The following is a 22,611-nucleotide window of genomic DNA, read 5'->3' as shown; positions in this document are numbered from 1 at the left end:
TCAAGGTTTTATAGCGCTTATACTCCATATCGGCCTGAGACATCGGATCTTTATACATAGGAGATCAGTCAACTCCTTTCTGTTATACACTTCATTACCCGCATAGCAGAATGGGTAACCGTTTTCTTTCACCCGATAAAATGAAGTGCTTAATCCAGCATATCGTCGCTGTCCAGTTGCTCTTCTTCGTCCCCATCGGTACCATTCAGCAAATCGGTTCCATGCAGGAATTCAGCAGGAGCAGAAGGATCGACAGGACTGTTCGGTGTCAGTTCATCGGCATCTGGTACGTCCTCCAGAGGAGTATCCGGCCCTTCCGTCAGATTCTCCCAGTTGGTTTCTGCATTTTGCAGAGAAGGCTCAAATTCATTGTCATGTAGCTCAGTAGTTTGATCGTCACGATTGGCCATGTTGCTCAGCTCCTTTACTTTTTGTTGCTTATTCCGACCTTACCCAAACAGAAGAACGGCTAAACCTTGAGTTAGTGTGTCTGTAGGAAGTTAAAATCATGCGAATAGGGATATGCCCATTCTCAATTAGCGTTTTTTTGGTAACTGCTGTGATATGATAAAGAAGATAGGGAGGGATATGAATTGGAATGGTATATGTTTGGTCCGATGATTAGTCGTATCCGAGTAGGTCAAAAGGCATCTACCCCGGGATTTTCCCGCACCCTCATTCGGCGCCCGGAAGGTTTATACTGGACAGATGGCGGACAGGCCGGAAAAATAGTAGAAATACGCGATTATTGATTCTCCGATATTTGGACGATCTATGAGGATGAAGATTTTACAAAAAATGAGTAAAAAGAACATGATACCCTTCTTATGAAGAAGGTATGCACATCATCGTATAGAATAATATAATTTCAGGACGTAAAAAATGTTAAAACGTATACAAACTTGTAAATCCTACTATGTAACTTTGAGGTGCTTAACATGAGGCATGTGCCCAAAGCTGTCGCCGCCCTGCTAGCGGTCATTGTGATGCTGTTGTCGCTGGGCCACTCCGCCTGTGCGGCCAAAATGACCCCGGAAAGGGATTATAAAATACCCTCCTGGGATATGAGATGGGGAGCGGTAGACGAGGATGGCTCTTTAGATGAGGTAAAGGATCCCAGCAAGGTCTGGATGCATATTGAAGATGATACACAACTGCTTAGGCAGCCCGGCAATATAGGCTCCGCCTGGATTCGTATTAAGTTACCTTCACTAAATGATGAAACGCCAGCGGTACTTTTTGAAAATATTTATGGCAGGCATATTACGCTGTATAAGGATGGGACCAATTTTTACGAATCCTACCGTGGGTACAATTATGAGAATAATCGTATTTTGATTCCGCTCAAGCCGGAAGACAGCGGTAAAACATTATACATATGGACGGAAAGCAGTAAGAATAGACTGGGCATTATCGGCAATGTGATGACCGGTGATTATCGTGATTTGTTGGGAACCTTGGTCAGAATGGATGTTTTAGATATTGTACTGGGCAGTACGTTTATCTTTATCGCCCTGGTATTACTGATCTGCTCGTTTTTTCTGTTCCGTCCGAGTATGGCCATGTGGCTGTCCCTAAGTGCGATTGTATTGTCTATTGGTCTGATGATCGTAACGTATTCACCATTCTTGTATACATTCTATCGCGGCTACGGCAAGCTGTACTTACAACTTTTTGATGTGGCACTATTTATTCTGCTGCCCTCATTAGCTTTCTTTTTTGAGCAAAATATCAATTCGATCATACTGATTCGTAAATTTAGAAAATTGTTAACCGCCTACTCTTTGTTCTGTTTCACCATGATGATTGTGAATTTAGGAGCACAGGAGCGGTTGAACGATTTATATTATTTTTTCAGTGTAATCATCCTGGGTATATTACTCGTGGCCTTACTGGTACTGCTGGTATTTGCTTCGGTTCGCATGGCACTTAAGGGTGATCACGAAGCGATCATCTTATCGACAGGCTTTGCATTTTTTGCAGTCATCTCTATTGGGGAACTGAGCTGGTTCTTCATTCTGGACGGACACTACAATATGTTTTTGTGGAAATGGGGCGTGTTCGGTTTTGTACTGGCGTTGATCGCGATTTTGGGCAGAAGGCTGGCAGAAAAGCATAAGCAGGTGGTTCGGTATTCCAGAGAACTGGAGATGTTCAATAATGAGCTTCAACGTTCGGAGAAAATGGAGATTATTAGCGATCTGGCTGCATCTGTAGCTCATGAGGTACGTAATCCCCTTCAGGTTACACGTGGATTTCTTCAGTTGATGAGCAAGCAGGAGGATGGTAAAAACAAAGACTATCTACATATCGCTCTGGAGGAGCTGGATCGAGCTTCCGCGATTATTACTGATTTTCTGACCTTTGCCAAGCCAGAGTTTGACCAAACCAAAACGTTGACCATATTGGACGAGTTCAAACATATTGAGGGAATCATCAGTCCAATGGCTAATTTGCAAGGTGGAAAAATTTCGCTGGATATTCCCCAGGAAATCAAAGTACGTGGGAATTCCTCCAAGTTCAAGCAGGCGTTCATCAATATCATCAAAAACAGTATTGAATCGCTGCGAGACCAGGGTCATATTCATATATGGGCTTATGTGGACAACGGAGAAGCTGTCATTCATATTCGGGATAATGGTGAAGGGATGGATGCTCAGACTTTATCCAGACTAGGTGAGCCTTACTTTTCGAATAAGACAAAAGGCACGGGTTTGGGGATGATGGTAACTTTTCGGATTATTGAAACGATGAATGGAAAAATAACTTTTACAAGTGCAAAAGGGGTGGGAACAGAAGCGACCATCCGCTTCCCCGTAGCCGGATAATATCCGGCTTTTTTGCATTCGGAGAAAACGGAGGGAAGCTTGCTGAGCCCACCCACATGAGATTAAGGAATCTAGATTAAATAAGCATTAACAACCAATCTACCACATTGAGCGAGGTTTTTGGGATGCAGCGAGCACGCCGGAGGGATTTGGAGGAATTACCAGAAAAAACTGATCAGGCGTTTCCTCTAATGTTTTGATTTGGATATGATCGGGGATCACGACTCCTAACACATCACGAATTGCAGATTTGGGATCAGTCATCAGTTTCTCTCTGAAACTGGCATCCTCCCAAGCTTTTTGAATGACTTGTGTTTGAAGAACTTCAGTAGCCATCAAAAATCACCCTCTCATTCAATTGGTTATATTTACCTAGTTAGTATACCACGAAAGACTCAGAAAAATCTAGCATTATTTCATATTTTTGGAGAGCCAATAATCAAGTCCGCCTCTTCTCAAATGCGAGCGTCCGCCTTCAATTTCCGCCGCCACTTCGCCCAGTTCTGCTGCGATAGAATGTGCAAAGCTACTTAGGCCGTGGATAGAAGGCTCCAGGGTCTCTAACTGTTGGACTGCTTGATCGGCAATGCTCACATAGCTGGCGAGCACACCGCGTACATAAATCGCTTCTTGAATCTGTTGGGGTCCCAATCCTTCACAGTAAGCTGTCTTCTGCTCGGCACTGATATGGGACAAAAGACAGTTATAGCTATGTTCGACCAAATCTTCTGACCAATCCGCCCAATCATCCGACATTTGAAGCACGAGTAGCGCCAAGTCCGTCATATCTGTAATGATCTGGATCAGATCGGCACGGCCTGCGAGTAGTAAAGCACCCGTTCCTGCCATTTTTAATGGACTTGCTTTCAGCGCGACCTTATTTCTTTCTCCTTGAAAATAGTCCTCTGTTCCTTCGGATATCACACTAACGGCCCATTCATCAACATACGTTCGGGCATATGACCAAAAAGGAGAGGTTGCCGGAAAAAGGTCCCGATATACGCTTAGACACTCGGTATAGAATAGCTGGCTTAAGGCAAGTTGCGTTTTACGGTTGTCTGCTGCTGTGTCCATCACATCGTCTTGAATTAAATAGTGAGCCATGACGAACACGTTGCCAAGTGACAGCTTGCGGCATGTTTCGGGGGGCAGTCCGGTGAGTTCTTGCAGCCAAAATGGAAGCAAATAGCATATGTAATTACGCGTGCTGTCTTCCCGCAACGGATTAAAACGCGCCAGATAGTCCAAACCCTCTTGCTGAAAGGGAGCTGGAAACGTGGAAGTCCGTTCCTCCGCTTGACGAAATACTTTTTCCAATTCGTCTTTGTATGCAAAATACCATTCCATCGCCATCACCTGCATCTCTTATGAATATTTTTATAGCGACTTCTAGTTGTTACCCGCCATTATACAACAGATTGCAATTTTCAAGATTTTGTTATTTTTACATTGAGAATGTTGACGAAAAGGGTACCGACAAAAATCCCGGCGGGGAAGATCCCGCCGGGATTTTGTTTTTAAAAAATCAGATGATCTCCAAATAGTCAATGTAAGCATCCCATGTCCCATCATCGGCTGTTACAACAAGCTCAATCTCTTGATTTCCGGTTCCATGGCTGACATTGTTTAAAGTGTAGACCGCAGGACTGCTCCCGCCGAAGTAGAAGATACCCTTCGTTTGTCCACCAATTTTTAAGTCAATTTTGGCCATGTTGGAATTATTTGAAGCACCACGGAGTGAAAAACTATGGGTGCCGCTGGTAAAATTCTGTGTGAATTTCACCGAATCATGGTTAGCGTATAAAGCGATTCCGTTGAACGGCGAGCTGATATTTGAAGTGTACTGACCGCCTTTCGTCATATTCTCTGCTTCCATTTTTGTGCCTGTGCTTGGCGGCGTTTCGCCGTTTCCGCCGTCAGGCGCTACCGCCCGGCCATTGCTCGGTGAGATCATACCAGAGCAAAGGTTTCGGTTTTTGAGGTTCTGTGCAATTTGTGGGATCGCTTGGAGTGTAGTCTGGTACTGATCATGCATCAGGATCACATCGCCGTTTTTAAGTCTGCTTGCGGCAGCTACGATCTGTGCGGTGGTGGCGCCGTTCCAGTCTTGAGAGTCAACGTTCCACAACACTTCGGTAAGACCGTTTTGGGTCTCGATGGATTTGAGGGTTGCGTTGGTCTCGCCATACGGAGGACGGAACAACTTTGGTGCCGTGCCAGTAATGGACTGTATCGTTTGCTGCGTGCGTGTAATTTCCGATGACATCTGCGATGTGCTCAGTTGCGTCATATGCGGATGTGACCATGAATGGTTACCGATCCACATGCCTGCTGCTTGTTGGTCACGTACAAGCGAAGGATTATTCTGCGCGTTTTGTCCAAGATTAAAGAGCGTCGCGCGTAAACCGTTTTGCTTCAGAGCACTAAGCAGCGCTTTGGTGTTAGAGGGATTGGGACCATCGTCGAAGGTTAACGCTACATAACCGCTCGAGCAATCAGCCGCAAGCGCCTGGTTGCTCGAGATCACCAGCGAGCCTGTGAATAAAGACAAGGTGATTGACATAATCGCCGTCCATTTTCCTGCTTTAGCTATAAACAAGGTTCTACCTCCTAACAATTTTAATAGACAGTAAGGTTAGTCGATCTCCAAATAGTCAATATAAGCATCCCATGTCCCGTCATCGGCTGTTACAACGAGCTCGATCTCTTGGTTTCTGGTGCCATTATTGCCGCCAATCGTAATTGTATTACTAGTTACATTGGCACTCCGACTGCTTTGGTATCCCTCTACAGTAAGTGAATCTTCATACATCTTGTCCATGTCTTCCCACTTTTTGAAGTGCTCGCTGACCGATATGGTTTTGCTCGTGCGTTTGGATGTCCATAAAAATAACCTTATTTTTTGTTTCATTGGACTTTTCTCCTGTAGCCTCACTATGATGCAGTGCATTCTGTAGTAGCTTGATGCAACATGTCTTTCCAAAAATCAAATTGTAAACGTTTACAATTTGATTTTATCATATTTTCCTTAATATATAACTTGAAAAATTTCAAGTTATATTGTAGAAAGTATAGTTATTCATTCTTGCTCACTCTACAGGATAGGGTTCCCAAGGAGCACGTGTAGATCGAAGGTTGGGTGTAATTGTGATAGCAATGTTCATAATTTCTTTTTCCCGTCTTATGGTTACTTAACAGGCGAAAATATGAATAAAAATAGCGGGAAAAGAAAATATTATTTTAAAAAGGATGAAAGAAGGGTCTGCAACATGAAAAAACAATGGAAATTGACCGCTGCTATTCTGTATGGAGGAGTGATGATGTATGGCACTGCGGGTGCAGCTGGAGCTTCCGGGACGGAACCGAGTAATTCGTTGCAAACTCTCACTCCCAACGACTCTATCCAAGGGGCAGCCCGCCAATGGAATGCTGAACCACAGGACGACCACGGGCATGGGCATGTTCACAGACATAGACACGGCAAACGGCCTGGCGGCTTGAATCACCATCTCAACGAGAAAGTAGCCAAGCTGCTGGGCATCACTCCTGTCCAATTAGAGAAAGAACTGGGACAAGGGAAGTCATTGGCCGAGGTTGCTAAAAGCAAAGGCATCCAAGAAGACCAGCTCATTGATAAATTGAAGAATGAAATGACCGTGGATCTGAAACGGCTTGTGAACCGTAAAGGCCCGATTACATTCGATCGTAAGTCCGGAGCTTCGAATGAAGCTCAATTGAAGCGTTAGCCGGGGAGGCCCTCAACCTCGGCTAACGAAATCTAAATGTAAAAGGGTGCTTGGTGGGCTGATGCAAAACTAGCATGATCTTTTTATACTAAAAACCTTGTGAATGGAGGCAAGGTTTCCATATTCACCGGGCGGTCCGCATCGGATTCCTACTCTCGCAGGGTACCTTGGTCTGGCACAGTCCGCAGCCAGCACCCGATTTGGCCTCGCCACCGTTTAGAACCGCAAAGTCCCGTGAAGCCTGGCCGTACACAAATTTCATGCAGGCGATTTTGTCATGTCCGCCGTCCTTGCTGATGGCTTGCACAGGGCAGCGGGTAATGCACACACCGCAGATGCCTTTGCTGCACAGCAGGCAGTTTCCGGTATGGCCTGTGGCTGAAGATGTTCTGGCATCAGGCGAAACTTTGAGATCGGTCACCACGGACAGCAGACGGATGGCAATTCCTTTTTCGGTGATGAAGCCGTCGTTGATACTGAAGGTGCCAAGACCCGCAGCATATGCAATGTGTCGCTCCGACCAGTTGGAGATCGGCCCCCCTGTTGCACCATGGATGCTGTACCAATCCGTATCCAGCGGCGCAACCGCACGGTAACCAAGGCCTGTTAAGTATCCCGCCAAATGCTGCCTCGCAGACTGTTCAAAATATTCATCGCCAAAGGTCCGCAGCAGCGCCCATTCCCTTGAGGCTCCTTCTTTTTGCGCACGATTAGCCTTGCGGATCGTCTCGCTGATCGGCAGAACAACGCTGATAACGGTACCTCCATCAAAATTCTCCATTCCAAAGGAACGCTCAAATGCTTCCTGCGGGGTGGCGTGATCGGGCCCCACCACTCTTTTGTACTCCTCAAACAAAGGGTCATGGGCGGCGGCAAATTGAATAATCGGCTCCTCGTAATAAGGACTCTGCAGTTCTTCACAAACATTGCCTTTGTCTTCGCTCACATAGGTTTTCATCTCGGCTACGATGTTTTCTCTCATATCCAATACAGATTCAACCATCCTATCCACATCCCTCTCCATGGTTATTGTTAATAATAAAGCTTCCTTTCAGAAGCCTTGTGGCGGGCTAACATATATCACTGACCAGCCTTGATACCGCGAAACATTTTTTTCGTGTATATACACGAATCGAGCAAACACTTCATGTATGAGAAGACAGGTAATCACAAACTCAAATGTTCAATTTTGGATAAGAGTGAGGTCAGTATGTGCAGATTCTCTTTTCCCAATGACTCCTGCAAAAAACGTTGCGCCTCCTCCCAAAGCTCGGCTGCGTCGTTGTATACCGTTCTTCCACTCTCCGTCAGAGTAAGGCAGCGGTTGCGACTGCCTTCAGCAGATGTATCCTCCACATATCCGCTATGCTCCAAGGCCTTCAAATTGCGCACAATCGTTGTCCGGTCGAGCCGCATCTCCAGCGCCAATTCGCTTACACTTGCTGGTCCCAGCGCAGTTAAGTGCTTAAGCAGCGAGAATTGGCTAATATTGAGTCCGCTCGGGGCCAAATATCGGTCATACAGTCCTGTAACAGCCATCGAGGAACGGCGCAGATTAATGCAGGTACAGACTGAGGCTGATCGCTCCTGCGAAGATTTCTTATTCTTCCTTGTCGTTGCCATAAGTTCTCCATTCTTTGTGCTGTTTCGTGTATCTACACTATCTCGAAAAAAACAGGCTTTGTCAGGGGGATTTGTCACAGCAGTCAGCCCTGTCAGTTTAGTTGGGTGCTTCTTTCGTATCTTGCAACGATGGGGCCTGAGCAACAATTAATACATCATGATTTATCCCCTGTAGTCCTTCCTACTAATGAAGAGTTGAAATAACCAGTCGCACGAAATCAACCAGCGACTGGTTATTTAGCTTTGCTAGAATAAGAGTTGAGCAATACCTATAATAGCTTTTTTAGCTGGGAAATACGGCCTTGGGATACGCCGAGCCATTCAGCATATTCGCCTTGCTTGGCTGTTGGATGCTCGCGCATGAGTTTTCTTAGATTTTCAACTAAATGTTGTGAAGACGACCGATGGTTACTTTTTTCTTTGTACGCAGGTTTCTTTACAACAGGAACAGGTAATGGACTCACACCTATATTTCCCTTCAGATCATTTATGCATTTTTTACATAAAAATGAATCCCTGAAATAGCTTAAGTCCTGAATCGAATAGCATAAGTGACAACAGACTCCAATATACTTCCGCATACTCAACAATCCTGTCTCAACATCTAAATAAAATTCTAAGGACTCACCAGCTTGAATACCCATAGAGGTTCGCATCTCTTTAGGAATAACAATTCGACCTAACGTATCCAATGGACGTGTCATACCTGTATTTTTCAAGTGATCTTCTCCTTCCATTATCCAACATCCAATGATCTCCTAATAAAAATATAAAAATCAATAAAGTAAAAGCATTTATGTTTGTTCCAAAAGATGGTATTATCGTGAAGGAAAATCAATAATTATACTATTAGTTTCCAAACTATATTGTTTATTGAAATTGAAATTGAAATTCTATGAAAATGCTGAAAGGGTGGTTTGTCCATGGAAATCACACCTACGATACAGGCAGAAATTCAAACTTATCTGAAACGAAAAGGCTTAACGATGACCAAGTTTGGTCACACGATTGATTTGAATGTAGGTACAGTTAGTAGCATTGTGACCGGTAACCGATCTATATCTGTTCACCAACTGGATAGTATTACTGCGGGAATGAATTTACCACCGGATTATTTTTACGAGCGTTATATTGAAGAATGCATTGAAGAATCTCCGCTAAACTGGAAAAAAATCAGCCCTTTCCTATACCGATGCATTGAGCTAGGGCGATTGGACTGCTTGCAGCGAGTTGTAATTTTATTATTGGATAACCCTACTTATCCGCCATCGCTCTTTGAAGTTGCCGAAAATGTATACAAAGAAGGTTACAACGAAGCAGCAGCCTATCTATACAAAAAGGTGGCTGAAAGTGAGAAACAACAGCATTCAGAGCGATTGGCGGTCTGCCAGTATCGCTTGTTCCAAATCAATATTGGACAAGATCGAGCTGTAAATCTTCAAGCTGCCATTGAATTTGCCCCTTTTGTGGATCGTTTAGACGAGATAGAGCAATTAGATGCCCTAAAAGATTTGGCGAACGTGTACAGATCATTAAGCATGTGGGACAAGGTGTATGAATTTGCACATCAAATGGGTCAATTAGGACAGATCCAGTATAATTTGGTTCATAACTCCAAGAGAAAAGAGGCAGAGCCACGAAAAAAGCTAAGTAGGCCGCTGTTTGTATACATAGTTTACGCCGAATTGTTGTGTGCTAATGCTTGTGATGCAAAAGGAGATCATGAACAGGCATTAGAACATATTCGCGGTTATGCTGATCTAAGTTGGGTAAAGGAAAAAGACTCCGAGTCTCTGTATTGGAAGAAGCAATATCAGCAATGGGCGAAAATTAATACGTACGTCAACAGACTTATGTCTGGGGATATCAGTGTTCTGCAAGATTACGTAGAACATATGGCTGCCGAAAAGGAGATTTTTGCCGAGCTATTGAACGTCCTTGAAGTAGCTAATCGGTACAATGTAGATGTAGACCATATCCTTCGGCGCTTTGAATCCCAAATTGCAGCGTATCAGGAACCGTTGTCTTCTGACATGTATACACAACAAGTTTTACCTGAAGAATACGTACGCTTCTGGTATAAAATGGCTAAGTATAGCCTATATAAAGGTAGATATCCATATGGTTTCAAATGTTTAATAAACGCATTTGAAAAAGCTGTTACAATTAACCATGTACTACTTATTGCCAATTGTTTTGGATTATTTTTTCATTTCAAAACACATGCGGCTCCCGAAACACAGACACAGTTCCAATCTATTTATGAGGAGGTGTGGGAGAAAAATGATCAAAAGGATGGCTTTCTTCTTGGCGGTAACTAGCTTTTTACTGGTATTCACAGTACCAGTCCAAGCTGGAAATCTAAGCCATGACACGATCCAAACACAAGGACACGTTGGTGGATCTTGACCAAGCACTAATTCATTACCCTGGACCAGCTTATTGCTGGTCTCTTTTTGTATTATTTTGTAATTTTTTGGTTCAAAAAAGATCATGACGTATTTGTACATCCCTCCTTAAAATGAGATTCATTAGGAGGTATGCAGGATGAACAGAGATGACACGTTAATGTTAATTCAACAAATGGAAAATGCCAGACAACACTTGTATGATCTTTACGAAGAGCATGGCTTCGGACATGCTTGTGTACTTGAACAGTCTATGCTTTTGGATGAACTGATTAATCAGTACAACCGTATGTTTCAGACCAGAAAGCAGCCTCACCATGTTTTGGATCAGATCATTAACAACGACGATGTTATGTTCAGTCCATCCTCCCCTTTCTTTTTATGCAAAACTGTGACTTCTCCCACGTAACGTTTATGATTATTCTATATAATGACTTATTTTAAAATTAAATACATATTCATGTCATAAAATGTTAATCGCTTTTTGGGGGTAGCATACTAAGGCAACAAAAAAGCAGAGCTCAATAAGTGAGCCCTGCCAAAGTCCATTGGATTTATTACCCCTTGCTGAAACACAGATCTACAAGATTAGCCAAGCTCCTGCGTGCTTTTGGAAGCACGTTTGGAGGAAAAGAACTGGAAGCGAAACGAATGCCAGTTCAACCGCTGTCTGCCTTTGGAGCCAACAATCCAGTTACCGCCGGGCAGATGGGCAAAGAGCCAGCTGATGCCCAAAGAAACACTTGCCACGACGATAAACGTAATAAGCGTAGCTGTAAAATGATGATCGCCCAGTGCAAGCGGGCGGGTGTAGTAGGATATGAAGGACAGCACGAGCGCATGGGCCAGATATCCTCCGAAGGAATAGCGTCCAATCCAGTTCAGCATACGACGAAACGGCTCGGATCGCTGGTCTTTTTGCAAATGAAGCAACAGTCCGTACAACAAAAGCAACTGCGAGACAATCAGCACGAAGGTGCTTGGTTTCAGATAAGTAGAAATATTGAGATTGATCGTATCACCCGACTGGATCAGCATTGTGTGACCCATAAGCATGAATAGACCAATAAAGACAAATACATTCCACGGCAACGTCTGTTGGGCCAATCCCCGCCAGGTGTCCGTCATATAGGCGCACACTGCGCCCAGCATAAAATAGAAAAAATACATAACAAAGTTATAAGTGCGGTAATCTAACAGAGTCTGCCAAAAGGACGGCAACCCAGTGCTCCATGCAGACATGTCATAGTAGGACCATTGTAACAACAAAGCGTAAGCCGCAGCGGCAATCAGCATAACAGCCAAAACAAGCTGTTTGCGTCTTTTCGTGCTATAACGACGTAGAAACGCTTGAACCTGCCCGGCTGCTTTTGAAAATAAAGGAAACAAAATATAAAACTGAAAGATCATCACTACAAACCATAGATGATATCCGCTGACGGGGATGATCATTTCCGCGAACATACCTTTGTAAAAATAAATATTTCCCCACTGCGCCGTCGACCAGTTTTGAGTACATACCCAATAAATAACAGTCCAGCAAAGGAAAGGAACATAAATATCTCGAAACCGCCTGCCAATATAGCGAGGATAGCCAATCGGTTTGTTGCCGTTATAAAAAAGCAGCGCCGCAGACAGGAAAACGAACGTCGGTGTGCCAAAACGTGTCAAATGATACAGCATCGCGAGCATCACAGAATCTGGCTGTTGGATGTCGCTGCGATAAATATATTCGCCAATGCAATGCTGAAGCACGACAGCGAGGTAGGCAAGGCCCCGTAGTTCTGTCCACTCCGCGATACGCGGCTTGCTCATCCATATCACTCCTTTTCCTTAAGATACGCATATGTTTTCCCTAGCACAATTGTAGGTATTGTAACGTAGAAACATTAGTGCAGGATTAACGCCACCTGAAAGTAAGAAGAGTGAAGTAGTTCCAATTTGATATGATTGCGTTTACAATCTAAGTAAAACAAGAATAAATTAAAGTGAATTTATAACTTAAGGATACACACAGGAAGAGGAGAGGAAGGATGAAAAAAACGCTGCTGGTATATATGCTGTTGATTGCGGCCTTTGCTCTCTATGTGTTCAGGTATGAACAAACTGGCCCGTTGAATGGTACTTGGGAAGATAAGGGGCTACGAGGCAGCATCGGAGAAACCTATATGATGATTACGTTCCAGTCTGGTTTGGAGTATTGGAAAAGCGGGCTCAAGGGCTTCGAGGATGCCGGGGATGCGCTGGGGGTGACTGTGGAGTATCGGGGAGCTACCCGTTATGATGCGCAGGAGCAGACGACCGTTATTGAACAGGCGATTGCTCGTAAGCCCGCAGGGATTGCCATATCAGCGATTGATCCTCACTCTCTCATTCCGGTGATTAATAAGGCGCTGGACGCGGGCATTCCTGTGGTGCTGTTTGATGCCGGAGCGCCGGGGAGCCGGGCGTATTCCTTTTTGGGCACGGATAATTATAAGGCGGGCGTGACCGCTGCGGATAAAATGGCAGAGCTGTTGGGACGAGAAGGTCAGGTCGCTGTTCTGACGCTGCCTGGACAGCAAAATCATGAGGAACGCTCGCGTGGCTTTCGCGATACCATTAGGCGGCAGTATCCTGCGATGAAGGTGGTGGAAGTCGCAGATAGCCGCGGAGACGCGATGGTCTCCCGGGATGAGTCGCAAAGGCTGATGAAAGCTTATCCGAAACTGGCGGGCATTTTTGTGACCGATGCAACGGGAGGAACAGGTGTGGGTGAAGCGGTGCTGAGTCAAAAGAAGAGCCATCCACTGAAAATCATTTCTTTTGATACGAATAAAGCGACATTGGATATGATTCGTGGTGGGACGATCTCGGCAACGATTGCCCAGGGAACATGGAATATGGGTTATTGGTCGCTTCAATATTTGTTCCATCTGCATCATCATTTGACGATTCCTGCACCTTCTTCCACTGGCGACAACACTCCGCTGCCCGTGCGGGTAGATACTGGGATTTCCGTGGTCACCCGGGCGAATGTAGACGATTATTATGCGAAATAAATTTTGGGAGCGTATCCAATTAGGGGTGCTCCAAATGATGCCGCGGTTACGCTTGCGCAATATGCCTTTACGTTATCAGCTCATGCTGCTGTTCCTGTTGTTTGGCATTGTGCCTTCGCTGGGATTAGGTTTGCTGGTCAATTGGACGGTGGAACGGATTATTGAGCGGCAGGTGGAAGATCATACGATGCAGTTGATTGGCAAGGTGAACGAAGCGCTGGACACCAAAATGGAAAATTTGCAAAACATGACGTATCTGATTGCTTTTAACCCCGATATCGGGGAGTTCTGGAAAGGGAAGACGCTGGCTGACGGCCACGCGGGTCATGCGAGTGTAATAACACCGGAAAATCAGGGGGAGCAGACTCAGAACTCGGCGCAAAATCAGGCTCTCAGCTCCAAGCAGGCATTAAGTTCTGTACAGGAGCAGGATACGCTGTATAAAATGAAGCAATTTTTGCAGGGCTATACTACGTTATATCCTGAAATTGCAGGGATTCTGATCGTGAACGAAAAAGGCGACTATATCAGCAACGAAATGTATGCTCGAAGCACGCGTAGCCTGACGGAAGAAGGCTGGTACCAACAGGCGGCGCAGCATGCAGGCATATTCACTGTGCTAGGACAGCCGAGCCACCGTAATGTGACCACTCATGTCCGGTACAAGGACAGCGAAATTGTATCCGTCGTCCGTTCAGTTACGGATTCGGAAACCGGACGCGTGCTAGGCGCGATTATGATTGACCTCAAGCTACGGGCTGTGTCGCAGGCTGCCAGAGATGTAACCTTGGGCAAAAGCGGGTATTTAATGGTGACAGATGCTGAGGGACGCAGCGTGTACAGACCGGATATGCCTTTGATTGAGCGCATTCCGCCGCAATGGTTCGGGGCAGGTGACAGCGGGATGTTTACCCGTGAAGCTGGGGGCAGAGAATTGCTGTTCATGTTCAGGGCTTCCGAATTCACGGGCTGGAGAACAGTGGGGGTATTCCCGGCACGCGAATCTACACTGGAAGTGCGACAAATTCAGTTCTATGTCGTCTGTTTTGTTTTCATTGTATGTCTATTTGGCTTAACGGCATCCTTGCGATTGTCGAGTTCCATTGCGCAGCCAATTTTTCGGCTGATGTCCTATATGCGGACGGCAGAGACAGGGGATCTTACAGTTCGCCAATGGAGTGACCGTGGGGATGAAGTCGGAATGCTGGGGCGGAGCTTTAACCGGATGCTGGAGCAAATTCGCCGTCTCATGTCACTTAGCGAACTGAGAGAACGGCAAAAACGAGATGCCGAGCTGCGCAGCCTTCAGGAGCATATTAAGCCCCATTTTCTATACAATACGCTAGATACGATTCATTGGATGGCCCGGAAAAATGGTGCGGATGACGTATCTGACATGGTAGGAGCGCTATCGAGATTGTTCCGCCTCGGGCTGAGCAAGGGGGATGACTTTATTCCGCTGCACTCCGAGATGGAGCATATATCGAGCTATATGCAAATCCAGCAAACCCGCTATCGTGACCGACTTCGCTGGGAATTGAATGTTCCCGACGAGCTAAAGGATCTGTTCGTGTTGAAGTTAATGCTTCAGCCTGTAGTGGAAAATGCGATTTATCACGGCATCAAGGCCAGACGTGGCCCAGGCACGATTTGGATAGAAGCTAAAGCTGAGGGCGACAAGCTGCTGCTGACGGTACGTGACGATGGCGCAGGGATGACGGCAGAACGTCTGCGTGAACTGCGTGAGTGGCTGGAAATCCCGCTGGAGGCGATGGAAGGAAAGCAGCAGCAAAAGGGAGTTAATACCCATGGCAGAAGCTATGGCATGCTGAATGTACAAGCGCGTATCCGGTTGTCTTTTGGCGAGGAATATGGAATTGTACTGGAGAGCAAAGAAGGGACAGGTACCTGCGTTACGATCATTCATCCGTTGCTGCTGGATATGGCGCAACTGAAGAAGCCTTATGAAAAAGGAGAGGGTCAGGATGACGAAATCAAAGGCCACAGACAACTCGACTACGGCGAATCTGATTGACCAAGCCATACCGGAAGTGACCATAGGGATGGCAAAACGTTATCAAGTATTGATCGCAGATGATGAGCCGATCATTCGTGAGGGGATACGAGATTGCATAGATTGGGCGGCACTGGGAATGGAGGTGGCAGCAGAGGCGGAGGACGGAGAAGAAGCGCTGGAGCTGTTGGGTCAGCTTAGTATCGACATCGTGCTGGTCGATATGAACATGCCGTTCATGGACGGGATTGAACTGATTCGGCGGCTGCGGGAAGAGCGTCTGAAATGCCGCTGTCTGATCATTTCCGGGCATGATGAGTTTGCTTATGCGCAGGAGGCTGTCCGACTTGGTGTGGAGGATTATATTTTGAAGCCGGTAGATGCGGATCAGCTTCATGCTGCGTTGTTGCGGCTTCGTCAGCGAATGGACGAAGAGCACAAGCGTGCTGCCTATGTAGAACAAGCCGCCGGACAGATTGAACGGAATATTCCGCTGCTGCGCCAGCGGTTTTGCCTGGAATGGCTGGAAGGGCAACACACGGGAAAAGACGTCATGGAGCAGTTGGCGTTTTTACGGCTTCCATCGCGGCCGCCTGCTCAGATCGGTGTCGTACGGTGGCCTGCGGCAGAGGCCCGGCAGACGATTATGCGCGAGAATGACCGCCAGTTGTTTCTTTTTGCCGCTGAAAATATTATTGGCGAACTGCTGGAGGACCGGCCGCATGTGTTGTTCCGCGATGCGAACGGGCTGATCGGCATATGCCTGTGGCAGGAGGCACCCGAGACGATTGGTGCTTCCATGGAGCAGGCGATTGGACGCTACCTGAATATAGCGGTTCATACGCATGTGGAGTCCAACGCGGGTGGGCTGGAAGGCGCAATTGACGCGTACCGGGTGAGTCGGGAACGAGTGTATGGCGAATCGCAGCTGTCTCCCATCGTACGCCGGGCTCGGCAGCTCATTCAGGAAGGTTACGCCGATCGGGAATTAACGCTGGAAGCCCTTGCTTCGCGGCTACAAGTATCCGCCGTATATCTCAGCCGTGTGCTCAAAAAGGAGCTCAATGACAGTTTCGTGACCCTCGTCACGCGTGCCCGTATCCGTAAAGCAGTACAGCTGTTGGATTCCACGACGTTGTCTATCTATGATATAGCAGAACGTACGGGTTACGACAGTCAGCACTATTTTAGCACCGCTTTTAAAAAGACCATGGGCGTGTCTCCTGTGCAGTACCGTAAAGGCGGTGGAATTCAGGAAAATTCGTTGGAATAGGAATAATTGGAATGTGGAATTGTCCTACATTGTCTTATTATGATAAATGCTAAAAAATGTGTGTGTAATCACACCTACGCATTCAGGGGTTTGTTACGCTGGGGATAACGAACAAATATCTATAAATATTTGGAGGAAAACGATATGTTTTGTTATCAGTGTGAACAGACGCCGAGTGGCGGGTGTAAAGTAGTTGGAGTGTGCGGGAAAGATGAGACGATAGCGAGCTTGCAGGATACGATGATTTTTGCATTAAAAGGGATTGCGGCCTATGCGACACATGCTCGCCAGTTGGGCTATACCGATCCTGAGGTAGATCGCATCACGCATGAAGCGTTATATATGACCTTAACCAATTCTAACTTTAATGTACAAGAGCATTTGGAAATGGCGATGAAGGTCGGAAATGCGGCTGTACGGATCATGGATGTGCTGGATCGTGCGCATACGGATCGTTTTGGCATTCCGCAGCCAATTACTGTCAGCCAAAATAAAATCGAAGGCCAATGCATCGTCGTGACCGGACATAATTTATATGCGCTGGAGGAATTGCTGCGGCAGACGGAGGGTAAAGGCATCAACATCTATACCCACTCGGAAATGCTGCCTGCTCACGGTTATCCAGCATTGAAGAAATATCCACATCTCAAAGGGAATATCGGTAAAGCCTGGTACGATCAACGCAGACTGTTCGAAGAGTTTCCGGGTGCAATTCTGGCTACGACGAACTGTGTTATGCCGATTAAAGGCACGTATGCAGACCGCTTCTTCTCTTATGAAGTAGCCGGGCTGGAGGGAGTAGCCAAGATCATGGACGACGACTTTTCACCATTGATCGAGCGCGCGTTGGCCCTGCCAGCCGCAGATGTAGATTCGGAGCAGGTGCTTACAACGGGATATCATCATGAGACGGTTATCGGGCTGGCTCCTGAGATTATTCAGGCAGTTAAAGACGGGCATATCCGCCGTTTCTTCGTCATTGCAGGCTGCGACGCACCGGGCAAAGGCGGCAACTATTACCGCGAGCTGGCTACATCCTTGCCGAACGATACGGTTATTCTGACCACATCCTGTGGTAAATTCCGCTTTAATGACGTGGATTATGGCACCGTTGGAGATACCGGCATTCCGCGTTATATTGATTTGGGACAATGCAACAATTCGGGTTCTACTGTGAAAATCGCTCTGGCATTGGCGGATGCTTTCGGTTGTACGGTGAACGAGCTGCCTGTCAGCATTGTGTTGTCCTGGTTTGAGCAAAAAGCCGTTGCCATCCTGCTAGGCTTGTTCAGCCTTGGCATCCAGGATATTCGCATTGGGCCAAAGCCGCCTGAGTTTATTTCTTCTGGTGTGCTGGATGTGTTGGTGGAAATGTTTGGCTTGAAGCTAATTACTACCGCAGAGGAAGATATGAAAGCGATGTTGGCGTTGTCGTAAGGGGTTGGTGGGGAACTGCAAAGCGCAGTTCCTTTTTTGTTTCATCGTTCGTCGATTCTTATAAAGATGTCCGTAAGAATCTTTAGTGCCAGTTCAGTATCTTTGGATTCACGAGTTCTTAGGAGAGTCAAAATGGTTTTTATACTTGAATCTTCTTCGGTAAGCTCATCATTGTCCTTCACATATGTAAGCAACTGATAGACGCCCACGTTCAATGCCTTCGCTATTTTCTCCAGATTTTTCAAAGATATATTTCTCTCCGCTCGCTCAATGAATCCAATATAACTCGAATTGAATCCTGCTTTTTCGGCTAAAGCTTCCTGGGAAAGCCCTTTAGACTTTCGAATATCTCGAATACGTGTACCGACTAATTCCAAAAGTTCTGACATGAATACACCTCTCTATAGTAAGGATTCTACAAAATCGATTCCAATCGCTCCAAAGTGCAATATATAGACGAACTAGATCATCTCGACCTATATATTATTATTGGAAGTCGCTTGTTGGATTTTGCAAAATCCTCTAGTTAGAAGTGTAGAGAAAGAGTTACATCTAATTAATAAGTGTTAGTAAGTAAATTGAATTAAAAACTACTATATAGTAATATTTATTAGGAAGCTTGTCCGGTAGCTAGAAAATTATACATCTTGATGGTACATATTTGTGCTACGTTGCTCACATTTGTTTCAGGATTTTGCAAAACCCTTATTTATGAAATTTTAATTCAGGAGTTGATTCCCCATGAAACATTACTCCTTAAGTCCCCAACTACATAGTGATTCCGATTTCAAATTGCCTAAGTACAGCGACACCTACATATTCAATTGCATGATGGATTTTCAAAAGCTTGCCGAATACCAGATCAAGCTTGCACAGATGATGCGCGACCATAAACAGTTTCAAAACTGCCTCATTCTTTGTGATCGAGCGATGTTCTCTATGGCTAAGGCTATTTATGTTCATCGAAACCAAATCATTCCATCGTACATTCGTTTATCCGTAACTGACCTGTTCCCTTTAATTCACACAGATGCTGAGCCCAATTTAGATATAGTGCTGTTTATCGGTACGGTACATTATCTGGTTTCGGGAGAAGATGATGTAACTAAAGAGCCGATGAAGCTGGGGGAAGTAGACAAGTTGCTTTATAAAACGGACTCTATTCTAGAGTCTCTGTCACAACGGATCGTAGCTGATCCGTCTAAGCGGTATCCATCTATTTATAAAGAAAATTCGTTTAATGAATTGGTAGATCTTTTATCAATAATCCCCGGTTCTTTTTGAGCTAATGATATAATGACGAAAAGGAAGATGTTGGATGCTGGCTAATGCTTCCATATCAGAAAGGGTGGTATTTCATATGCCTACATACAACAAGCTGGTGCGGGATCGGATTCCGCATATCATTATGTCTCAGGGCAAGGAATGTCGGACACGTATCTTGGAACCAGAGGAGTATAAGCAGGAACTGCGAACGAAGCTTCGTGAAGAAGCCGAGGAATATTTTGAAGCGAATAAAGATCAGGGAGCGCTGGAAGAGCTGGCGGATATGCTGGAAGTCATCCGAGCGCTGGCAGAAGTACATGGAGCGAATGTGACCGAGCTGGACAAGCTGCGGGCGGACAAAGCCGAGGCGCGAGGTGGCTTTCAGGAGCGGGTGTTTTTAATTGATGTCGATGAAGAATAATGTCAAGCTCATTACGGATAATTTGGCGGATGAGCTTATATTGGAGATGCGATATGCTTCTGGGATGAACCGCTGAGATCTGGTTAACGTCTTTATATTTTCAGAAGCATAAGAGGAAAAACATTACAAATGAAGTTTCTATGAGGCGCTCGCTATTTATTCTTGTCGGAATAAGCTTATCCGAGAAATGAAGTAATAGGTTTAAAAGTGTATATTTGTGAAGGGAATTTTTATTGCGAGTAATGTGGAGAATGCTCACAGCAAGAAGGATAACATTATTTTTTAGGAGATCAGATGAACCGCTGAGTATAGTGTTATAATTTATAGAGGCACAGCGTCAGATGTTTAAGGTCGGGAGCTAAAGCCGAAGATAGTAAGAAAATTATTGATGGGGGATCGCCATTATGAATACACTAAAAAAAAATTTAGCTGAATTACAACAACTAGCTAAAGAGCGGACTGTTAAAACGCAAAGTATTGAATATGATTTGGAAACTTTAGTAAAAAAAATTGAAAGGAACACAATTAAACTTGATCCAGAGTACCAAAGAAATCATAGATGGAACGAAGAAACTTCTTCAAAATTAATTGAAAGTTTGATACTAAACATTCCTGTTCCTTTGGTATATCTATCTCAGGATGTGGACGTGGATGATGAGGCTGACGATTTAGCTCGGTACTCTGTAATAGACGGGCAACAAAGATTAACTGCAATTTTTAATTTCATGACAAATAAGTTGGTTTTGGAAGGAATGGAAGTATTAAAACCATTAAATGGATCATTATATAAAGATTTACCTCCGTTCCTGATTAGAAGATTGGAAGAAAGAACAATTAAGTGTTTAAGAATCGACTCAACCCTTGACCCACAAGTGAAATACGACATATTTGAGAGGTTGAATTCTGGTTCTGTTAAGTTGGAAGCGCAAGAATTACGTAATGCTATATATAGAGGACCATTTAACAAGTTGATTAAGGAACTTGCTAAACACGATGATTTCAGAGTTTTAAACCAAATCAACTTGGATAATCCAGAGGAAAGTAAGAAAGTTCAAAAGATGGAGGATATAGAACTAGTTCTTCGTTTTTTTGCTTTACGGAATAACAACTATAAGAATTTAAAGAAGGGTTTCAAACTTTTCCTCTCTGAGTCTATGGAGGAATTCAACAAATTGTCAGATGCTGAATTAGTACTACTAAGAGAAAAATTTCTAAAAACAATGAAAGTAATAAGAGAACACTTTGGAGATCAGGCCTTTGCAAAATATAGATTCGAAAATGGAGAATTTGTTCAGATGTCTAAATTTAATGCGGCGGTATACGATGCGTTAGCAATAGCTGTTGTAGATAGTATTGACTTAGATTCCCAAGATTTCTCGAAACTGAACAAGGACACTTTTCAAGCATTATTCAAAGATACAACATTCTTCGATACAGTATCTGGAAGTGTAAATGATAGAGAAAAGGTCACTAAACGAATTGATGCTGTTAAGGGGTTGCTCAAATGACTCCTTTTAACAATTATGTGAGCGAAGAAGATGAAGAGTCTAGCACATTTGCTTCTCTTTTTATTATAGAATTAGAGGAACGATGGTCAGAGATAGAGATACTTATAGAACAAATAAAATTACAAACCAATGATGACGTAAAAAATGTTCTTTGTAGATCAGCTGTAGTTCTATTGGTTGCTCATCTTGAAGGATTTATGAAAGAAGCCGCTGCTACTTTAATCAAGGACTTAAACAAGCATTGTAGTTTTTCGGAATTTCCAAAACGTATCCAAAAAACTTTTTGTTCTTTGTATTTATCAAATATAAATGATAGTGGCGGTATTGATAATAGAATACAAGGGAAATTATTGGAAAAATTTGGAGAATTAAACGCTCGACTTTCTGTGGAACCTTTTTTATTTGAACGTAATAAGAATCCATCTCCAACAGTTATAGAAATCATTCTCAATAACTTTGGAGTAAAGGACTTTTTTAAACTACTACACAAGTCTTCTTTAGATATAGTATTTGAAAATAATAGCTCAGAAACATTAACTCTTCTAGAAGATTTGAAAAACTATACGATACAAGCGGTTGTTAGTTATCCATATGAAATAGATTTAGAAAAATACAATATGTCGATATTGGATGGAAAACTAGCAAGAGAAGATTCTCTATGGATAGTATTCATTGATGAATTATTAAAAAAAAGGCATTCTATTGCACATGGATCGAATTTCCAAAATGAAATAGCTGTAAATGAGCTAGAGGATGCAAAAACTAAAGTTCAAATATTGCAATATGCAATAACGTTGGTATTATTTAATTCGACAATAAGTCCAGCTTTAAAGTAAAACACAATTTAGTGAAAATAGCCTTGAAAATAAGACTTGAGTTTATTGATGCACATTTAATTACTTGCAAGTTTTCTCCTTTTCAAATTAAGGCTATTAATTAAACAGATTTTAATTACGACGTAGTAGCCGAGAAAGTTGCTTCGAGGTCACCGATGAAGCCATAATCGAAAAGTCATATTTCCTCAGTTGAATTAGATCGGAAAAATC

The 22,611-nt window shown here is 44.3% G+C and carries 23 protein-coding genes; 13 read left to right on the top strand and 10 right to left on the bottom strand.

Going from position 1 to position 22,611, the window contains the following annotated elements:
- Positions 1-149: 149 nt before the first annotated feature.
- The gene (locus AC5ELV_RS16720) at positions 150-410 is read right to left on the bottom strand and encodes a hypothetical protein (RefSeq protein WP_493431063.1); all 261 of its coding nucleotides are present in this window, start codon (positions 408-410) and stop codon (positions 150-152) included.
- Between the two features lie 183 nt (positions 411-593).
- Here AC5ELV_RS16720 and AC5ELV_RS16715 point away from each other — a divergent pair, with 183 nt between their 5' ends.
- Both AC5ELV_RS16715 and AC5ELV_RS16710 read left to right on the top strand, forming a co-directional pair.
- Positions 594-752, top strand: coding sequence for a hypothetical protein (locus AC5ELV_RS16715; RefSeq protein ID WP_493431062.1), 159 nt, complete (start codon positions 594-596; stop codon positions 750-752).
- Between the two features lie 186 nt (positions 753-938).
- Positions 939-2,828: an ATP-binding protein gene (locus tag AC5ELV_RS16710; protein WP_493431061.1), complete on the top strand. Its 1,890-nt coding sequence runs from the start codon at positions 939-941 to the stop codon at positions 2,826-2,828.
- 99 nt (positions 2,829-2,927) lie between these two features.
- Here the strand turns inward: AC5ELV_RS16710 and AC5ELV_RS16705 are convergent, their stop codons facing one another.
- From AC5ELV_RS16705 to AC5ELV_RS16690, 4 genes are all read right to left on the bottom strand, one after another.
- Positions 2,928-3,164: an NHLP leader peptide family RiPP precursor gene (locus tag AC5ELV_RS16705; protein ID WP_493431060.1), complete on the bottom strand. Its 237-nt coding sequence runs from the start codon at positions 3,162-3,164 to the stop codon at positions 2,928-2,930.
- 75 nt (positions 3,165-3,239) lie between these two features.
- Positions 3,240-4,175 (bottom strand): hypothetical protein, encoded by a 936-nt coding sequence (locus AC5ELV_RS16700; RefSeq protein ID WP_493431140.1) that lies wholly within the window; start codon positions 4,173-4,175, stop codon positions 3,240-3,242.
- A 178-nt stretch (positions 4,176-4,353) separates the two neighbouring features.
- Positions 4,354-5,427, bottom strand: a complete 1,074-nt coding sequence (locus AC5ELV_RS16695) for a polysaccharide deacetylase family protein (protein WP_493431059.1) — start codon at positions 5,425-5,427, stop codon at positions 4,354-4,356.
- 36 nt (positions 5,428-5,463) lie between these two features.
- Positions 5,464-5,739 (bottom strand): hypothetical protein, encoded by a 276-nt coding sequence (locus tag AC5ELV_RS16690; RefSeq protein ID WP_493431143.1) that lies wholly within the window; start codon positions 5,737-5,739, stop codon positions 5,464-5,466.
- A 358-nt stretch (positions 5,740-6,097) separates the two neighbouring features.
- Between AC5ELV_RS16690 and AC5ELV_RS16685 the strand changes: the two genes are divergently transcribed.
- Entirely contained in the window at positions 6,098-6,574 is a 477-nt protein-coding gene (locus AC5ELV_RS16685; RefSeq protein ID WP_307348174.1) for a hypothetical protein, read from the top strand.
- A gap of 124 nt (positions 6,575-6,698) precedes the next feature.
- Here AC5ELV_RS16685 and AC5ELV_RS16680 read toward each other — a convergent pair whose 3' ends face one another.
- The 3 genes from AC5ELV_RS16680 to AC5ELV_RS16670 form a co-directional block, all read right to left on the bottom strand.
- Positions 6,699-7,577, bottom strand: coding sequence for a (Fe-S)-binding protein (locus AC5ELV_RS16680; RefSeq protein WP_493431139.1), 879 nt, complete (start codon positions 7,575-7,577; stop codon positions 6,699-6,701).
- Positions 7,578-7,741: 164 nt separating this feature from the next.
- The gene (locus AC5ELV_RS16675) at positions 7,742-8,197 is read right to left on the bottom strand and encodes a MarR family winged helix-turn-helix transcriptional regulator (RefSeq protein WP_493431058.1); all 456 of its coding nucleotides are present in this window, start codon (positions 8,195-8,197) and stop codon (positions 7,742-7,744) included.
- Between the two features lie 269 nt (positions 8,198-8,466).
- A complete protein-coding gene (locus AC5ELV_RS16670; RefSeq protein ID WP_493431057.1) occupies positions 8,467-8,916 on the bottom strand; it encodes an AbrB/MazE/SpoVT family DNA-binding domain-containing protein in 450 nt (149 codons plus the stop codon).
- A 204-nt stretch (positions 8,917-9,120) separates the two neighbouring features.
- Here AC5ELV_RS16670 and AC5ELV_RS16665 point away from each other — a divergent pair, with 204 nt between their 5' ends.
- Positions 9,121-10,518, top strand: a complete 1,398-nt coding sequence (locus tag AC5ELV_RS16665) for a helix-turn-helix domain-containing protein (RefSeq protein WP_493431056.1) — start codon at positions 9,121-9,123, stop codon at positions 10,516-10,518.
- A gap of 226 nt (positions 10,519-10,744) precedes the next feature.
- Positions 10,745-11,014, top strand: coding sequence for a Spo0E family sporulation regulatory protein-aspartic acid phosphatase (locus AC5ELV_RS16660; RefSeq protein WP_493431055.1), 270 nt, complete (start codon positions 10,745-10,747; stop codon positions 11,012-11,014).
- Between the two features lie 179 nt (positions 11,015-11,193).
- Here the strand turns inward: AC5ELV_RS16660 and AC5ELV_RS16655 are convergent, their stop codons facing one another.
- Positions 11,194-12,420 (bottom strand): acyltransferase, encoded by a 1,227-nt coding sequence (locus tag AC5ELV_RS16655; protein WP_493431054.1) that lies wholly within the window; start codon positions 12,418-12,420, stop codon positions 11,194-11,196.
- Positions 12,421-12,638: 218 nt separating this feature from the next.
- On the opposite strand from AC5ELV_RS16655, the gene AC5ELV_RS16650 reads away from it, so the two are divergent.
- The 4 genes from AC5ELV_RS16650 to hcp all read left to right on the top strand — a co-directional run bounded on the left by AC5ELV_RS16650 (position 12,639) and on the right by hcp (position 18,370).
- Positions 12,639-13,646, top strand: a complete 1,008-nt coding sequence (locus AC5ELV_RS16650) for a substrate-binding domain-containing protein (RefSeq protein WP_493431053.1) — start codon at positions 12,639-12,641, stop codon at positions 13,644-13,646.
- Between the two features lie 34 nt (positions 13,647-13,680).
- Complete coding sequence (locus AC5ELV_RS16645; RefSeq protein ID WP_493431052.1) at positions 13,681-15,681, top strand: cache domain-containing sensor histidine kinase; 2,001 nt, start codon at positions 13,681-13,683, stop codon at positions 15,679-15,681.
- Positions 15,632-16,933 (top strand): response regulator, encoded by a 1,302-nt coding sequence (locus AC5ELV_RS16640; RefSeq protein ID WP_493431051.1) that lies wholly within the window; start codon positions 15,632-15,634, stop codon positions 16,931-16,933. Before AC5ELV_RS16645 ends, AC5ELV_RS16640 begins: the two co-directional genes overlap by 50 nt.
- A 144-nt stretch (positions 16,934-17,077) precedes the next feature.
- Positions 17,078-18,370 (top strand): hydroxylamine reductase, encoded by a 1,293-nt coding sequence (hcp, locus tag AC5ELV_RS16635; RefSeq protein WP_190298761.1) that lies wholly within the window; start codon positions 17,078-17,080, stop codon positions 18,368-18,370.
- A 41-nt stretch (positions 18,371-18,411) separates the two neighbouring features.
- Here hcp and AC5ELV_RS16630 read toward each other — a convergent pair whose 3' ends face one another.
- Complete coding sequence (locus AC5ELV_RS16630) at positions 18,412-18,759, bottom strand: helix-turn-helix domain-containing protein (RefSeq protein WP_023987345.1); 348 nt, start codon at positions 18,757-18,759, stop codon at positions 18,412-18,414.
- A 352-nt stretch (positions 18,760-19,111) separates the two neighbouring features.
- Here AC5ELV_RS16630 and AC5ELV_RS16625 point away from each other — a divergent pair, with 352 nt between their 5' ends.
- The 4 genes from AC5ELV_RS16625 (at position 19,112) to AC5ELV_RS16610 (ending at position 22,401) form a co-directional block, all read left to right on the top strand.
- On the top strand, positions 19,112-19,654 hold the full coding sequence (locus tag AC5ELV_RS16625) for a hypothetical protein (RefSeq protein WP_493431050.1): 543 nt from the start codon (positions 19,112-19,114) through the stop codon (positions 19,652-19,654).
- A 76-nt stretch (positions 19,655-19,730) separates the two neighbouring features.
- A complete protein-coding gene (locus AC5ELV_RS16620; protein WP_493431049.1) occupies positions 19,731-20,057 on the top strand; it encodes a nucleoside triphosphate pyrophosphohydrolase in 327 nt (108 codons plus the stop codon).
- Positions 20,058-20,461: 404 nt separating this feature from the next.
- The gene (locus AC5ELV_RS16615) at positions 20,462-21,565 is read left to right on the top strand and encodes a DUF262 domain-containing protein (protein WP_190298763.1); all 1,104 of its coding nucleotides are present in this window, start codon (positions 20,462-20,464) and stop codon (positions 21,563-21,565) included.
- Positions 21,562-22,401: an MAE_28990/MAE_18760 family HEPN-like nuclease gene (locus tag AC5ELV_RS16610; protein WP_493431048.1), complete on the top strand. Its 840-nt coding sequence runs from the start codon at positions 21,562-21,564 to the stop codon at positions 22,399-22,401. The genes AC5ELV_RS16615 and AC5ELV_RS16610 overlap by 4 nt, the downstream gene beginning before the upstream one ends.
- The last annotated feature ends 210 nt before the right edge of the window (positions 22,402-22,611 follow it).

This window comes from Paenibacillus sp. NMA1017 (assembly GCF_058895805.1).
Note: the sequence above shows the minus strand (reverse complement) of the source record. Positions and strands in the feature narration are given on the sequence as shown.

What these genes read in the sequence shown, in the direction of transcription:
- AC5ELV_RS16720 (WP_493431063.1), bottom strand. Translation starts at nt 410, where the DNA reads ATGGCCAATCGTGACGATCAAACTACTGAGCTACATGACAATGAATTT.
- AC5ELV_RS16710 (WP_493431061.1), top strand. Translation starts at nt 939, where the DNA reads ATGAGGCATGTGCCCAAAGCTGTCGCCGCCCTGCTAGCGGTCATTGTG.
- AC5ELV_RS16705 (WP_493431060.1), bottom strand. Translation starts at nt 3,164, where the DNA reads ATGGCTACTGAAGTTCTTCAAACACAAGTCATTCAAAAAGCTTGGGAG.
- AC5ELV_RS16700 (WP_493431140.1), bottom strand. Translation starts at nt 4,175, where the DNA reads ATGGAATGGTATTTTGCATACAAAGACGAATTGGAAAAAGTATTTCGT.
- AC5ELV_RS16690 (WP_493431143.1), bottom strand. Translation starts at nt 5,739, where the DNA reads ATGAAACAAAAAATAAGGTTATTTTTATGGACATCCAAACGCACGAGC.
- AC5ELV_RS16685 (WP_307348174.1), top strand. Translation starts at nt 6,098, where the DNA reads ATGAAAAAACAATGGAAATTGACCGCTGCTATTCTGTATGGAGGAGTG.
- AC5ELV_RS16680 (WP_493431139.1), bottom strand. Translation starts at nt 7,577, where the DNA reads ATGGTTGAATCTGTATTGGATATGAGAGAAAACATCGTAGCCGAGATG.
- AC5ELV_RS16675 (WP_493431058.1), bottom strand. Translation starts at nt 8,197, where the DNA reads ATGGCAACGACAAGGAAGAATAAGAAATCTTCGCAGGAGCGATCAGCC.
- AC5ELV_RS16665 (WP_493431056.1), top strand. Translation starts at nt 9,121, where the DNA reads ATGGAAATCACACCTACGATACAGGCAGAAATTCAAACTTATCTGAAA.
- AC5ELV_RS16660 (WP_493431055.1), top strand. Translation starts at nt 10,745, where the DNA reads ATGAACAGAGATGACACGTTAATGTTAATTCAACAAATGGAAAATGCC.
- AC5ELV_RS16655 (WP_493431054.1), bottom strand. Translation starts at nt 12,420, where the DNA reads ATGAGCAAGCCGCGTATCGCGGAGTGGACAGAACTACGGGGCCTTGCC.
- AC5ELV_RS16650 (WP_493431053.1), top strand. Translation starts at nt 12,639, where the DNA reads ATGAAAAAAACGCTGCTGGTATATATGCTGTTGATTGCGGCCTTTGCT.
- AC5ELV_RS16645 (WP_493431052.1), top strand. Translation starts at nt 13,681, where the DNA reads ATGATGCCGCGGTTACGCTTGCGCAATATGCCTTTACGTTATCAGCTC.
- AC5ELV_RS16640 (WP_493431051.1), top strand. Translation starts at nt 15,632, where the DNA reads ATGACGAAATCAAAGGCCACAGACAACTCGACTACGGCGAATCTGATT.
- hcp (WP_190298761.1), top strand. Translation starts at nt 17,078, where the DNA reads ATGTTTTGTTATCAGTGTGAACAGACGCCGAGTGGCGGGTGTAAAGTA.
- AC5ELV_RS16630 (WP_023987345.1), bottom strand. Translation starts at nt 18,759, where the DNA reads ATGTCAGAACTTTTGGAATTAGTCGGTACACGTATTCGAGATATTCGA.
- AC5ELV_RS16625 (WP_493431050.1), top strand. Translation starts at nt 19,112, where the DNA reads ATGAAACATTACTCCTTAAGTCCCCAACTACATAGTGATTCCGATTTC.
- AC5ELV_RS16620 (WP_493431049.1), top strand. Translation starts at nt 19,731, where the DNA reads ATGCCTACATACAACAAGCTGGTGCGGGATCGGATTCCGCATATCATT.
- AC5ELV_RS16615 (WP_190298763.1), top strand. Translation starts at nt 20,462, where the DNA reads ATGAATACACTAAAAAAAAATTTAGCTGAATTACAACAACTAGCTAAA.
- AC5ELV_RS16610 (WP_493431048.1), top strand. Translation starts at nt 21,562, where the DNA reads ATGACTCCTTTTAACAATTATGTGAGCGAAGAAGATGAAGAGTCTAGC.